The sequence below is a fragment of the Mycobacterium sp. genome (assembly GCF_965229265.1).
Taxonomy (GTDB): domain Bacteria; phylum Actinomycetota; class Actinomycetes; order Mycobacteriales; family Mycobacteriaceae; genus Mycobacterium.
Genome location: NZ_CBDDIY010000011.1, coordinates 297373 through 310760, shown reverse-complemented (window position 1 = coordinate 310760; position 13388 = coordinate 297373). Strand labels below are relative to the sequence as shown.

The window sequence follows — 13388 nt, the reverse complement described above, 5'->3', positions numbered from 1 at the left end:
TGTCAGACCTGCGCGGCTACGCACACCAGCGGCCATTTCCGTAGACTTCATCCTTGTGTCTTTTGCTGATGCCACGATCGCTCGGCTCCCCCGGCCGATCCGGCCCTTCGCCGAGCGGCATCACGAGCTCATCAAGTTCGCGATCGTCGGTGCGACCACGTTCGTCATCGACTCCGCGATCTTCTACACGCTCAAGCTGACCATTCTCGAGCCCAAACCGGTGACCGCCAAGGTCATCTCCGGCATCGTCGCGGTGATCGCGTCCTACGTGCTCAACCGCGAATGGAGCTTCCGCAACCGCGGCGGCCGCGAACGCAGCCACGAAGCACTGCTGTTCTTCGCGTTCAGTGGCGTGGGCGTGTTGTTGAGCATGGCCCCGCTGTGGTTCTCCAGCTATGTGCTGGAACTGCGGGTGCCGCACGTCTCGCTCACCATCGAGAACATCGCCGACTTCGTCTCGGCCTACATCGTCGGCAACCTGCTGCAGATGGCGTTCCGATTCTGGGCGTTCCGGCGCTGGGTATTCCCCGACGAACTCGGCCCCAGCCACGACAAGGCGCTGGAGTCCACGCTCACCGGCGGCGGCTTCGCCGAGGCGATGGAAGACGAGTACGAAGCCGGCGGTACCGTCACCCCGCTGCGGCGCCGTCGCGCCAGAAATCAGGCGGGCGAGCGTCAGCTGGGCGACTCCTCCGAGCCCAAGGTGTCGAAGACTTCGTGATACAGCAGTGAGTGCACCCGTTCCACGCGGGGAATGTCGTGGAATTCCAGGGGATCTTGGCTCGCCGATTCGATGATCAGGGTGCCGGTCCGCAGCATCCGGTCGAACAGGCCGTGCCGGAACTCGACGCTGTTGATGCGGGCCAGCGGGATATCGATACCCGAGCGGGTCAGCAGGCCGTGCCGGAACATCACCCGCCGGTCGGTGATGACGAAATGCGTTGTCAGCCATGACAAGAAGCGCCACAGCGTCAGCCAGCCGACCAGGATCGCCCAGATCGCGGCGATCACGCCGAAGAGCACCTTCTTGGCGGTGGGATCCCAGCTGGTGTTGTTGACCAACGCCGACACGAACGCCGCCGCCGCGGTGGTGATCAACAGCACCAGGACCGGACCGACCAGCCTTTTCCAATGCGGATGCCGGTGCAGGACGACCTGCTCGTCGTCGGCCAGCACGTTGTCGGGATAACCCATGGTCATTCCCTACGGCACGACGCGCCGGAACACAAGACAGCCGGTGCCCTTAGCGGCTCCTTAAGGTTGCCGATACCATCGTCACCCATGACGAGCGTTACCGAGCCGGCGGCTGAGCACACGATCGACATCCACACGACGGCCGGCAAGCTGGCTGACCTCCGCAAGCGCTCCGAGGAGGCGCTACACCCGGTGGGCGAAGCCGCCGTGGACAAGGTCCACGCCAAGGGCAAACTGACCGCCCGGGAACGCATTCTGGCGCTGCTCGACGAGGGCTCCTTCGTCGAGCTCGACGCGCTGGCCCGGCACCGCAGCACCAACTTCGGGCTGGCCGAGAACCGGCCGGTCGGCGATGGTGTGGTGACCGGCTACGGCACCATCGACGGCCGCGAGGTCTGCCTGTTCAGCCAGGACGCCACCGTGTTCGGCGGCAGCCTCGGTGAGGTCTACGGCGAGAAGATCGTCAAGGTCCAGGAGCTGGCCATCACCACCGGCCGCCCGCTGATCGGCATCAACGACGGCGCGGGCGCCCGCATCCAGGAGGGTGTGGTCTCGCTCGGCCTCTACAGCCGGATCTTCCACAACAACATCAAGGCCTCCGGCGTGATCCCGCAGATCTCGCTGATCATGGGTGCGGCGGCCGGCGGTCACGTCTACTCCCCCGCGCTGACCGACTTCGTCATCATGGTCGACCAGACCAGCCAGATGTTCATCACCGGTCCGGACGTCATCAAGACCGTCACCGGCGAGGACGTCACCATGGAGGAGCTGGGCGGCGCCCACACCCACATGGCCAAGTCGGGCACCGTGCACTACGTCGCCTCCGGCGAGCAGGACGCCCTGGACTACGTCCGTGACCTGCTGAGCTACCTGCCGCCGAACAACTACGCCGAGCCGCCGCGCTACCCCGCCCCGCCGCATCCGGGTGCCATCGAAGAGAGCCTCACCGACGAGGATCTCGAGCTGGACACGCTGATCCCGGACTCGCCGAACCAGCCGTACGACATGCACGAGGTGATCACCCGCATCCTCGACGACGATGAGTTCCTCGAGGTTCAGGCCGGGTACGCGCAGAACATCATCGTCGGGTTCGGCCGGATCGACGGCCGTCCCGTCGGCATCGTGGCCAACCAGCCCACCCAGTTCGCCGGCTGCCTGGACATCAACGCCTCGGAGAAGGCCGCCCGGTTCATCCGGACCTGCGACTGCTTCAACATCCCGATCGTGATGCTGGTCGACGTGCCGGGCTTCCTGCCGGGTACCGAGCAGGAGTTCAACGGCATCATCCGGCGCGGCGCGAAGCTGTTGTACGCCTACGGTGAGGCCACCGTCGCCAAGATCACCGTCATCACCCGTAAGGCCTACGGCGGCGCCTACTGCGTCATGGGCTCCAAAGACATGGGTTGCGACGTCAACGTCGCCTGGCCGACCGCGCAGATCGCGGTGATGGGCGCCTCGGGTGCGGTCGGCTTCGTCTACCGCAAGCAGCTCACCGAGGCGGCCAAGAGCGGCGAGGATGTCGACGCCCTGCGGCTGGAACTGCAGCAGGACTACGAGGACACCCTGGTGAACCCCTACATCGCCGCCGAGCGCGGCTATGTCGACGCGGTGATCCCGCCGTCGCACACCCGCGGCTACATCTCCACCGCGCTGCGGCTGCTGGAACGCAAGATCGCCCAGGTACCGCCGAAGAAGCACGGGAACATTCCGCTGTGAGTCGAGAGAGCGCAGCGAACGAGACGAACGGTTTAGGCACTGTGAGTCGAGAGAGCGCAGCGAACGAGACGAACGGTTGGGCACTGTGACGAAAGGCTCCCGACTGTGAGCAAGCACGAGGACATCACCGAACTCAGTGATCCCCGGGACATCACCCTCGACAATCCGGAGCCGGGCGTGCCCGAGATCCGGATCGAGAGGGGCAACCCGACCGACGAGGACATCGCAGCTCTGGTCACGGTGCTGGCCGCCGCGGGTGGCGGCCAGGCGGCCCCCGGACCGCAGGAACTCAACCTGTGGGGCCACCCGGTGGACAAGCTGCGGTATTCGGTCTCCAGCTGGCAGCGCGTGACGCTGCTGGAACGGACCCACCTGCGCCGATGAGCGCTTGCGCGAAGAGCAGACGGCCCCGATGAGCGCTTGCGCGAAGAGCAGACGGCCCCGATGAGCGGCGCCGAATGACCCGCCTCGTGCTCGGCTCGGCATCCTCGGGCCGGCTGCGGGTGCTGCGCAGTGCCGGCATCGACCCGCTGGTCATCGTCTCGGGGGTCGACGAGGACGCCATCGTCGCCAATCTGGGGCCCGATGCCGACCCCGGCGATGTGGTGACCGCCCTGGCCCGGGCGAAAGCCGATGCGGTGCACCAGGTTCTGCCACCCCAGGTGGCCGCGGACTGCGCGGTGATCGGCTGCGACTCGATGCTGTACATCGACGGGCAGCTGCGCGGTAAACCTGGAACTGCCGAAGAGGCTCAGCGCCAGTGGAATTCGATGGCCGGCCGCGACGGGCTGCTCTACACCGGGCACTGCGTTATCCGGGTACTGCACGGTTCGGCGGCGCGCAGTGCCGCCGCGGCGGCGGTCACCCGGGTGCGGTTCTCCAGCCCGACTCCCACCGACCTGGCCGCCTACATCGCCAGCGGCGAGCCGCTGCGGGTGGCCGGTGCGTTCACCCTCGACGGGTTGGGCGGTTGGTTCATCGACGGCGTGGACGGCGACCCGTCCAATGTGGTGGGCCTGGGCTTGTCGGTCACCCACGGCCTGTTCAACTCCGTGGGGCTGGCGATCGGCGATCTGTGGGCGGCCAATCCGGTCGGATGATCGGCGGTAGGCTCGTCGTCGTGCCGCTTGCTGCAGATCCCAGCCCCGCCCTGAAGGACTACGCCCACCCCGAGCGCCTGGTCACCGCCGACTGGTTGTCGGCGCATCTGGGCACCCCCGGACTGGCGATCGTGGAGTCCGACGAAGACGTGCTGCTCTACGACATCGGCCACATTCCCGGCGCGGTGAAGATCGACTGGCACACCGACCTCAACGATCCGCAGGTGCGCGACTACATCACCGGTGAGCGGTTCGCCGAGCTGATGAACCGCAAGGGCATCTCCCGCGACGACACCGTGGTGATCTATGGCGACAAGAGCAACTGGTGGGCGGCCTACGCGCTGTGGGTGTTCACCCTTTTCGGCCACCAGGATGTACGGCTGCTCGACGGCGGGCGCGACCTGTGGATCTCCGACGGCCGCGAGACGACGCTGGACGTGCCGAGCAAGGCCGGCAAGGGCTATCCGGTGGTCGAGCGCAATGACACCGCCATCCGCGCCTACAAGGACGATGTCCTTGCCGCCCTTGGCCATTCGACGCTGATCGACGTCCGTTCCCCGCAGGAGTACACCGGCGAGCGCACCCACATGCCGGACTACCCCGAAGAGGGTGCACTGCGCGGCGGTCACATCCCCACCGCGGTGTCGGTGCCGTGGGCCAAGGCCGCCGAGGACAGCGGCCGGTTCCGTAAGCGGGCCGATCTGGAGCAGGTGTACTCCTTCGTCAAGCCCGGCTCCGACTCCGCAAAAGACATCATCGCCTACTGCCGCATCGGCGAGCGGTCCAGCCACACCTGGTTCGTCCTGACCTATCTGCTGGGCATCCCCGGTGTCCGCAACTACGACGGTTCGTGGACCGAGTGGGGTAACACCGTGCGGGTGCCCATCGTCGCCGGTGAGGATCCGGGCTCGGCGTGAGCATGCCGCCGGCGCTGGCCGAAGTGGTGTCCGACTTCGCCGACGTGCAGGGTCAGGACAAGCTGACCCTGCTGCTGGAGTTCGCCAACGAGTTGCCAGCACTGCCGGCCTCGTTGGAAGAGGCGGCGATGGAGCCGGTGCCGGAATGCCAGTCGCCGCTGTTTCTGCATGTCGACGCCGCCGACCCCGACCACGTCCGGTTGTTCTTCAGCGCGCCCGCCGAGGCACCGACGACCCGGGGGTTCGCCTCGATCCTGGCCGCCGGGCTGGATGGGCAGGCCAAAGCCGACATCTTGGCCGTGCCGGACGACTTCTACTCCGAGCTGGGCTTGGGGGCGCTGATCAGTCCGCTTCGGCTGCGCGGAATGTCGGCGATGTTGGCCCGGATCAAGCGCCGTCTGCGCGCGGAAATCTGAACTTACTCATTGGTAGGGGTACCAGCTGGTTCGTGTCGAACGAGCGCCGCCTACACTGCCGTGCGAACCTATTTTAAAGAACGTTCTTAAGATCACGTGAAGCAGGAGGCGCGGTGCCCACTCAGACGCCCAGTCAGACCATCTCGAAGGTCCTCGTCGCCAACCGCGGTGAAATCGCGGTCCGTGTGATCAGGGCGGCCAGGGATGCCGGACTGGCCAGTGTGGCGGTCTACGCCGAGCCCGACGCGGACGCCCCGCACGTGCGGCTGGCCGACGAGGCGTTCGCCCTCGGCGGGCAGACCTCGGCCGAGTCCTATCTGGTGTTCGAGAAGATCCTCGATGCCGCAGCCAAGTCCGGCGCCAACGCCATCCACCCGGGCTACGGCTTCCTGTCGGAGAACGCCGACTTCGCCCAGGCCGTCCTCGACGCCGGGCTGATCTGGATCGGCCCCAGCCCGCAGTCCATCCGCGATCTCGGCGACAAGGTCACCGCTCGCCACATCGCCGCCCGCGCCCAGGCGCCGCTGGTGCCTGGCACCCCCGATCCGGTGAAGGACGCCGACGAGGTGGTCGCCTTCGCCCAGGAGTACGGCGTCCCGGTGGCCATCAAGGCCGCCTTCGGTGGTGGTGGCCGCGGCATGAAGGTGGCCCGCACCATCGAGGAGATCCCCGAGCTGTTCGAGTCGGCCACCCGCGAGGCCATCGCCGCGTTCGGTCGCGGCGAGTGCTTCGTGGAGCGCTACCTGGACAAGCCACGGCACGTCGAAGCCCAGGTGATCGCCGACCAGCACGGCAACGTCGTCGTCGCCGGTACCCGCGACTGCTCGCTGCAGCGCCGCTTCCAGAAGCTCGTCGAGGAGGCGCCAGCACCGTTCCTGACCGACGCGCAGCGCAAGGAGATCCACGAGTCCGCCAAGCGGATCTGCAAGGAAGCCCACTACTACGGGGCGGGCACCGTGGAATACCTGGTCGGCCAGGACGGCCTGATCTCGTTCCTCGAGGTGAACACCCGTCTGCAGGTGGAACACCCCGTCACTGAGGAGACGTCCGGCATCGATCTGGTGCGTGAGCAGTTCCGCATCGCCAACGGCGAGAAGCTGGACATCACCGAGGATCCGACGCCGCGCGGTCACTCCATCGAGTTCCGGATCAATGGCGAGGATGCCGGCCGCGGCTTCCTGCCCGCCCCCGGCCCGGTGAACAAGTTCGATCCGCCGACCGGCCCCGGCGTGCGGCTGGACTCCGGTGTGGAATCGGGTTCGGTGATCGGCGGACAGTTCGACTCGATGCTGGCCAAGCTCATCGTCACCGGCGCCACGCGTCAGCAGGCCCTGGAACGCGCCCGCCGGGCCCTGGACGAGTTCACCGTCGAAGGCCTGGCCACCGTCATCCCGTTCCACCGCGCGGTCGTCAGCGACCCGGCGTTCATCGGCGACGACAACGGCTTCACGGTCCACACCCGCTGGATCGAAACCGAATGGAACAACACCATCGAGCCGTTCACCGGCGGCGGTCCGGTCGACGAGGAAGAGGCCCAGCCGCGCCAGAAGGTGGTCGTCGAGGTCGGCGGCCGGCGCGTGGAGGTGTCGCTGCCCGGTGATCTAGCCCTCGGCAACGGTGGTGGCGCCGCCGCCAGCGGTGTCGTTCGCAAGAAGCCCAAGGCCCGCAAGCGTGGTGCCCACGCCGGCGCCGCCGCCTCCGGCGACGCGGTGACCGCACCGATGCAGGGCACCGTGGTGAAGGTGGCCGTCGAGGAGGGTCAGACGGTAGCCACCGGCGACCTCGTCGTCGTGCTGGAGGCCATGAAGATGGAGAACCCAGTGACCGCCCACAAGGACGGGGTCATCACCGGGTTGGCCGTCGAGGCCGGCGCCGCGATCACCCAGGGCACTGTCCTAGCCGAGATCAAGTAAGGGTCTGCGTGCGCACGCGCCGCGGCTGAGCCACGGCGCGGTGCGCGGGCACATGCCGGCGACGGCGGGCCCGGGATGCGGCGCCCAGCGCGGTCGCACCGAGCGTGATGGCGATCCCGGCCAGCAAGACTCCCCCGACGACGTCACTGAGCCAGTGCGCACCGAGGACGAGTCGGCTCACGAAGACGATCAGGGTGCCCGTGACGACGAGCGCGGCGAGCAGGCCGCGCACCGTCCGGCCGCCTCGTGCGCCGATTCCGACAGCCACGATGCCGAGCAACGTCGCCGTGCCTGCCACATGCCCGGACGGGAAAGGGTGGAGCACACTGCTCAGCCCGGGGGCCGCCGCGATTTCGGCTGCGCTTACCGGTCGCTCGATGGTGGCCTTCATGGCGTCCTTGGCGAACACGGCGACACCCGTCGTGGCGACTACGACGAGGCCGGGAACCAGTGACCAGTGACGGATCGACAGCAACGTCCCGCTGATCAGCCCGGCCAGCGCGACGGCACCGGGGTTACCAACCCGGGCGGCGGCTGCCGCCACGGCACGAATCGGATGGCAGCGTTGCGTGCACTGGTTGATCCAAGTCGCTACCGGGCCGTCCAATGCGGTCACCCACCCGTGGGTGCACACCCCGATCGTGAGCCCGGCGAGGGCGGTGACCAGACCAAGGACGATCAATGCCGGCTTCCAACCGCCGGCGCCGACCAACGCACCAACGGCGGCGACCATCAATCCGAAGCTGATGAGGGCAAGGGTGAGGGCGTCGATGTCGGTATTGTGCCATCGCCGGGGTCGGGTCGCGAGCGCCGAACACGGTTTGGCGCGTCCGATCAAGCATGATGGACCGGTGAGCGAGCACGCAGACCAGGTGCGGATCGGCACCGCAGAACGTGAAGCAGCGATGAACCTGCTGAGCAGGCAGTTTTCCGAGGGCCGGCTCAACCCGGACGAGTTCTCCGAACGCAGCGCTGCAATCAGCGCGGCGGTGATCCGAGCAGATCTGGAGCCGATCTTCGCCGACCTGCCGGCCAAGCCCGGAGCTGTCGCATCCACCATCGCCGAACGTGGCCGGGACTGGCGGGCCGTCGTGATGGCGCTCGTCCCGCTCGTCGCATTGGCGTTCACCATCCTGGTGCCGCACGGGTGGTTGGCCTGGTTGGCGATGCCGGTGATCGGCATGCTGCTCTACGGGGTTCGCCGCTGACATGGAGCCCGTCGAAATCAACGCGGGCACCTGGTATCTGCGGGCCCTGCGCGCCGACGACCGCATCGATGACCGGCCCGGGCTTGCCCAGATCGGGGAGACCGAACCCGATTACGTCGCCCAGAGCATCGCCCGGTGGCTGCACGACCGGTCCTACACGTGGGCGGTCTGCGAGCCGACGACCGGCGAGCTGCTGGCCGAGGTCGCGCTGGAGGTCGCCACCGGTCTGGTCAGCGTGCGGTCCCGGCCCGGGCACGGTGAGGCCGCCGAGATTGCCGGGGCCGCGGTGCGCCGCTTCGCCGAGGCACACGGGATCGGGAGCGGCTAACGCTCGTCCACGTCCAGGCCGGTCGCTAGATCCGCGCAGTCGACCGCCACCACATCGGCACGCCCCGACAGGAAGTGTCGGGCGCCGTGGTCACCATCCAGGGTCGCCAGCAGCGCCGGCCAGTGCCGGGAGGCGACGACCACCGGATGCCCGGGACGCTTGCCGTAGGTGGCCCGGGCGATGCCGGAATCGGATGTCCGCGCCGCCGCGAGGATTCGCGCCACCACATCGGCGCCGACATCGGGGGTGTCGACCGTCAGGACGACGGCGTGGTCGGCGCCCTCCACCGCCGCCAGCCCGGCCCGCAATGAGGCGCCCATCCCGTAGCGCCAGTCCTCGGCCACCACCGCGCGACCCGGCGCGGGAACCTCGACCACGGCCGCACCGAGCACCACGACGACATCCCCACAACCGCCGCCGGCCAGTGCCGCCACCGCCAAGCGCAACCAAAGACCTTCCTCGGCAAGAACTTTCGGCATCCCGTAGCGGGTCCCCGCGCCGGCGGCCAACACCACGCCGGCCGCCCGGCCGCCCGCGCCGTCACGCTTCGACATGCGAACAGTGTGAACTCGGGCGATTCTTGGTCAATGTCCGCCCCGGTGAAAGCGAAAAAACGGGTGCACCCCGTCGACGAGGTCCTGCCTGCGCCGAAGCTCGCGACGTACGGCTTCCAGCATGTCGTCGCGTTCTACGCCGGCGCCGTTCTGGTCCCAATCCTGATCGCCAGCGCGATCAACCTGCCCGGCGAAGATCTCGTCAAGCTGATCACCGCCGACCTGTTCACCTGCGGTGTCGCCTCGATCATCCAGTCCGTCGGGTTCTGGCGGATCGGTGTGCGGCTGCCGCTGCTGCAGGGCGTCACCTTCGCCGGCGTCGCCCCGATCATCGCCATCGGCCTGGCCCACGGCGGCGGGTCGGCCAGTCTGCTCTACGTATACGGCGCGGTGATCGTCGCCGGGGTGTTCACCTTTCTGATCGCGCCGATCTTCATCCGGCTGCTGCGGTTCTTCCCGCCGGTGGTGACCGGGACGCTGATCACGATCATCGGCCTGTGCCTGGTCCCGGTCGGCGCGGGCGACGCGGTCACCAACCCGCACACCGGCGAACACGACCCCACCAACATCCGCTGGCTGCTTTACGCCGTCGGCACCATCGCCGTGATCGTGGCCATCCAGCGCCTCTTCCGCGGCTTCGTCGCCACCATCGCCGTGCTGCTCGGACTGGTCGTCGGGTGCGCGGTGGCTTTTGCGTTGGGCGACATGAACTTCGACAAGGTGGCCGACGCCGACCTCATCGGGTTCACCCAGCCGTTCCTGTTCGGCATGCCCAAGTTCGACGTAGCCGCGTGCATCACGATGATCATCGTGCTGTTGATCACCGCGGTCGAATCCACCGGTAGCACCATCGCCACCGGCGAGATCGTCGGCAAGCGGATCAAGGCCGACGACATCGGCAACGTCTTGCGGGCCGACGGCCTGGCCACGGTCATCGGCGGAATCTTCAACTCGTTCCCCTACACCGCGTTCTCCGAGAACGTCGGCCTGGTCCGACTGACCGGGGTGAAGAGCCGGTGGGTGGTCGCCGCGGCCGGCGTCATCATGATCGTGCTGGGCTTCCTGCCCAAGGTGGCCGCCGTGGTGTCGTCCATTCCCCAACCGGTGCTCGGCGGAGCCGCGCTGACACTGTTCGCCACCGTCGCGGTCGTCGGCATCCAGACCCTGGGCAAGGTCGACTTCACCGACCACCGCAACCTGATCATCGTCACCACCAGCCTGGCGCTGGCGCTGTGGGTGACCAGCTACCCCGACGTCGCCAAGGCCATGCCCGCCGGTGTCGACCTGCTCTTCGGCAGCGGCATCAGCACCGGGGCGATCGCGGCCATCCTGCTCAACATCGTGTTCTTCCACACCGGCAGCCGCGGCCCGCGGGTCGCCGGGGGCGGCACCATCACCCTCGACGAGGTCAACGCGATGACAGCCGAACGATTCACCGAGGTCTTCGGACACGTGGTGCAGGACGTGCCGTGGGCCGTCGCCCGCGCGTTCGCCGCCCGGCCGTTCGCCGACACCAAGGCCCTTCGTGAGGCCTTCGGGGACGCGGTGCTCACCGGCGCCTCGGAGCAGCAACTGGAGCTGATCAACGCCTTCCCCGATCTGGGCGCCGAAGACGAGACCGGACACGCACTGGCCGTCGACCACGTGGCGCTGAGCAATCTGAGCGACGACGACCACAATGACGTGGTGGAGTTGGCCACCGCCTACCGCGAGCATTTCGGCTTCCCGCTGGTGATCTGCGCCCGGGAGACCGAGCATTTCGACCGGGTGCTGCGCAACGGCTGGTCGCGGATGGACAATTCGGCCTCCGCCGAGCGCGCGTTCGCACTGATCGAGATCGCCAAGATCGCCAACCACCGGTTCGGTGAGCTGGTGGCCGACGCCAACCCGATCGCCGCCGCGCGGTTCAATCGGCTCAACGAGCTGACGTGAGAGCAATCGGCCTCGAGGGGTTCAACCGGCTCTCGGAACGACAGCGCATGCACGCCCTGTTCGAGGTGTGCTCGTCGCCCATCTGGGCCCGGCGGGTGCTGGCCGGCGGGCCCTTCCCGGATGTCGAGGCGCTGCTGGACCGCGCCGACCGGGTGCTGGCCGAGCTGCCCGAGGCCGAACTGGACGCGGCGCTGGACGGCCACCCCCGCATCGGGGACCGCCCCAGTAACCCGTCCTCGGCGCGCGAGCAGGCCGGCGTCGCCGGTGCCGACGCCGCGGTCAAGGCCGAGCTGGCGGCCAAGAACGGCACCTACGAGGACACCTTCGGCTACGTCTACCTGGTGTGTGCCAGCGGCCGTTCGGCCGAGGAGCTGTTGGCGATCCTCACCGAACGGCTGGGCAACGACCCGGAGACCGAACGCCGGGTGATGCGCAACGAGCTGGCCAAGATCAACCGGTTGCGGCTGGAGCGGCTGTTGAGCGAGCCGGTCTGAGGAAGAGTGAGCCCATGGCACAGCTGAGCACCCATGTCCTCGACGCCACCACCGGCAAGCCCGCCGCCGGGGTCACCGTCCGCCTCAACGGCGAACTGACCACCGTCACCGACGCCGACGGGCGGGCCGGCCTCGGCGGCGACATACCCGAGGGTGTGCACCGGCTGCACTTCGACACCGGCGGCTATTTCGCTGCCCGCGACGTCGCGACCTTCTATCCCGAAGTGGTGATCGCCTTCCATGTCGCCGACGCGGCGGGCAAGTACCACGTGCCACTGCTGTTGTCGCCCTTCGCCTATTCCACCTATCGAGGGAGCTGAGCAGTGAAAGCGGTGATCATCGGCGCTGGCATGGGCGGTATGAGTGCGGCAATCGCATTGCGGCAGATCGGAATCGACACCGAGGTCTACGAGAGGGTGACCGACAACAAGCCGGTCGGCGCGGCCATCTCGGTGTGGTCCAACGGGGTCAAATGCCTCAATTACCTTGGCTTGGAGGAGCAGACGGCGGCGCTCGGCGGCATCGTCGACACCATGAGCTACGTCGACGGCCACACCGGTGAGACCATGTGCCGCTTCTCGATGCAGCCGCTGATCGACGAGGTCGGCCAGCGCCCCTACCCCATTGCCCGTGCCGAACTGCAGTTGATGCTGATGCAGGCCTACGGTATCGACCGAATCCACTTCGGCATGAAGATGGTCGGTGTCCGCGACGACGGGCAGACCGCGACCGCGACGTTCTCCGACGGGACCACGGTGTCGGCCGACATCGTCATCGGCGCCGACGGCGCCAGCTCCATTACCCGCGAGTACGTGCTCGGCGCACCGGTCAGCCGTCGCTACGCCGGCTATGTGAACTTCAACGGGCTGGTGGCGGTCGACGGGCGGATCGGCCCGCCCACCGAGTGGACGACCTATGTTGGTGACGGCAAACGTGTTTCGGTCATGCCGGTGGCCGGCGACCGGTTCTATTTCTTCTTCGACGTGGTCGAGCCGCAGGGCACCGAGTACGAGCGAGGGTCGGCGCGCGAGGTGCTGCGCGGCCATTTCGCCAGCTGGGCGCCCGGCGTGCAGGTGCTGATCGACACGCTCGACCCGATGACCACCAACCGCGTCGAGATCCTCGATCTCGACCCGTTCCACACCTGGGTGCGGGGCCGCGTCGCCGTGCTCGGTGACGCAGCGCACAACACCACACCCGACATCGGCCAGGGCGGTTGTTCGGCGATGGAGGACGCCGTCGCGCTGCAATGGGCGTTCCGCGATCACCCCGGCGATGCGGATGCCGCGCTGGCCACCTACCAGCAAACCCGGACCGAACGGGCGGCCGAGCTGGTGCTGCGGGCGCGCCGGCGCTGCGACGTGACGCATGCCAAGGAACCGGAGAAGACCGCCGAGTGGTATGCCGAGCTGCGAAAAGAGGACGGTACCAACATTATTCGCGGGATCGTGGGTAACATCATGGGCGGTCCCCTCACCCCGCTGAGCTGACCGCGCGTTGATTCTTGCCTGGCGCGTGGCGCCGATGAGATGTGAGGACGATGAGAACCGCCTCGATCGCTGTCGCGGGCTGCCCGCACGGGGTACTGTTCAATCAGGTTGAGTTAACAGCCGCCC

General features: G+C 67.8%; 16 protein-coding genes. 13 read left to right on the top strand and 3 right to left on the bottom strand.

Translation table 11 applies throughout. The annotated features are described in order from the left end of the window. Nucleotides 1-55: 55 nt before the first annotated feature. A complete protein-coding gene (locus tag ADBZ9K_RS13965; RefSeq protein ID WP_526621434.1) occupies nucleotides 56-721 on the top strand; it encodes a GtrA family protein in 666 nt (221 codons plus the stop codon). On the opposite strand, the gene ADBZ9K_RS13960 is transcribed toward ADBZ9K_RS13965, so the two are convergent. Further along, nucleotides 676-1194, bottom strand: a complete 519-nt coding sequence (locus tag ADBZ9K_RS13960) for a PH domain-containing protein (RefSeq protein ID WP_526621432.1) — start codon at nucleotides 1192-1194, stop codon at nucleotides 676-678. The genes ADBZ9K_RS13965 and ADBZ9K_RS13960 overlap by 46 nt on opposite strands. A gap of 87 nt (nucleotides 1195-1281) precedes the next feature. On the opposite strand from ADBZ9K_RS13960, the gene ADBZ9K_RS13955 reads away from it, so the two are divergent. From ADBZ9K_RS13955 to ADBZ9K_RS13930, 6 genes are all read left to right on the top strand, one after another. After that, nucleotides 1282-2910, top strand: a complete 1629-nt coding sequence (locus tag ADBZ9K_RS13955) for an acyl-CoA carboxylase subunit beta (protein ID WP_526621430.1) — start codon at nucleotides 1282-1284, stop codon at nucleotides 2908-2910. A gap of 105 nt (nucleotides 2911-3015) precedes the next feature. Further along, nucleotides 3016-3294, top strand: a complete 279-nt coding sequence (locus ADBZ9K_RS13950) for an acyl-CoA carboxylase epsilon subunit (protein WP_526621428.1) — start codon at nucleotides 3016-3018, stop codon at nucleotides 3292-3294. Nucleotides 3295-3368: 74 nt separating this feature from the next. Continuing rightward, the gene (locus tag ADBZ9K_RS13945) at nucleotides 3369-4010 is read left to right on the top strand and encodes a Maf family protein (protein WP_526621426.1); all 642 of its coding nucleotides are present in this window, start codon (nucleotides 3369-3371) and stop codon (nucleotides 4008-4010) included. A 20-nt stretch (nucleotides 4011-4030) separates the two neighbouring features. After that, a complete protein-coding gene (locus ADBZ9K_RS13940) occupies nucleotides 4031-4927 on the top strand; it encodes a sulfurtransferase (RefSeq protein ID WP_526621424.1) in 897 nt (298 codons plus the stop codon). A 2-nt stretch (nucleotides 4928-4929) separates the two neighbouring features. Next, nucleotides 4930-5343: a SufE family protein gene (locus ADBZ9K_RS13935; RefSeq protein ID WP_526622639.1), complete on the top strand. Its 414-nt coding sequence runs from the start codon at nucleotides 4930-4932 to the stop codon at nucleotides 5341-5343. Nucleotides 5344-5456: 113 nt separating this feature from the next. After that, nucleotides 5457-7256 (top strand): acetyl/propionyl/methylcrotonyl-CoA carboxylase subunit alpha, encoded by a 1800-nt coding sequence (locus ADBZ9K_RS13930; RefSeq protein ID WP_526621422.1) that lies wholly within the window; start codon nucleotides 5457-5459, stop codon nucleotides 7254-7256. On the opposite strand, the gene ADBZ9K_RS13925 is transcribed toward ADBZ9K_RS13930, so the two are convergent. Continuing rightward, nucleotides 7249-7989: a phosphatase PAP2 family protein gene (locus ADBZ9K_RS13925; protein ID WP_526621420.1), complete on the bottom strand. Its 741-nt coding sequence runs from the start codon at nucleotides 7987-7989 to the stop codon at nucleotides 7249-7251. The two genes, ADBZ9K_RS13930 and ADBZ9K_RS13925, sit on opposite strands and share 8 nt — an antisense overlap. Before the next feature lie 118 nt (nucleotides 7990-8107). Between ADBZ9K_RS13925 and ADBZ9K_RS13920 the strand changes: the two genes are divergently transcribed. After that, nucleotides 8108-8464: a DUF1707 domain-containing protein gene (locus tag ADBZ9K_RS13920; protein ID WP_526621418.1), complete on the top strand. Its 357-nt coding sequence runs from the start codon at nucleotides 8108-8110 to the stop codon at nucleotides 8462-8464. Nucleotide 8465: 1 nt separating this feature from the next. Beyond that, on the top strand, nucleotides 8466-8792 hold the full coding sequence (locus ADBZ9K_RS13915; protein WP_526621416.1) for a hypothetical protein: 327 nt from the start codon (nucleotides 8466-8468) through the stop codon (nucleotides 8790-8792). Here ADBZ9K_RS13915 and ADBZ9K_RS13910 read toward each other — a convergent pair. Continuing rightward, nucleotides 8789-9346, bottom strand: a complete 558-nt coding sequence (locus tag ADBZ9K_RS13910; RefSeq protein ID WP_526621414.1) for a nucleotidyltransferase family protein — start codon at nucleotides 9344-9346, stop codon at nucleotides 8789-8791. The two genes, ADBZ9K_RS13915 and ADBZ9K_RS13910, sit on opposite strands and share 4 nt — an antisense overlap. 33 nt (nucleotides 9347-9379) lie before the next feature. Here ADBZ9K_RS13910 and pbuX point away from each other — a divergent pair, with 33 nt between their 5' ends. The 4 genes from pbuX to hpxO are packed head-to-tail and all read left to right on the top strand — an operon-like array spanning nucleotide 9380 to nucleotide 13262. Next, nucleotides 9380-11278 (top strand): PbuX/PucJ/PucK family nucleobase permease, encoded by a 1899-nt coding sequence (gene pbuX, locus ADBZ9K_RS13905; RefSeq protein ID WP_526621413.1) that lies wholly within the window; start codon nucleotides 9380-9382, stop codon nucleotides 11276-11278. Further along, nucleotides 11275-11772, top strand: a complete 498-nt coding sequence (uraD, locus tag ADBZ9K_RS13900; RefSeq protein WP_526621411.1) for a 2-oxo-4-hydroxy-4-carboxy-5-ureidoimidazoline decarboxylase — start codon at nucleotides 11275-11277, stop codon at nucleotides 11770-11772. Before pbuX ends, uraD begins: the two co-directional genes overlap by 4 nt. A 14-nt stretch (nucleotides 11773-11786) precedes the next feature. Continuing rightward, a complete protein-coding gene (gene uraH / locus ADBZ9K_RS13895) occupies nucleotides 11787-12092 on the top strand; it encodes a hydroxyisourate hydrolase (RefSeq protein ID WP_526621409.1) in 306 nt (101 codons plus the stop codon). 3 nt (nucleotides 12093-12095) lie between these two features. After that, nucleotides 12096-13262: an FAD-dependent urate hydroxylase HpxO gene (gene hpxO / locus ADBZ9K_RS13890; protein ID WP_526621407.1), complete on the top strand. Its 1167-nt coding sequence runs from the start codon at nucleotides 12096-12098 to the stop codon at nucleotides 13260-13262. Nucleotides 13263-13388 lie beyond the last annotated feature (126 nt).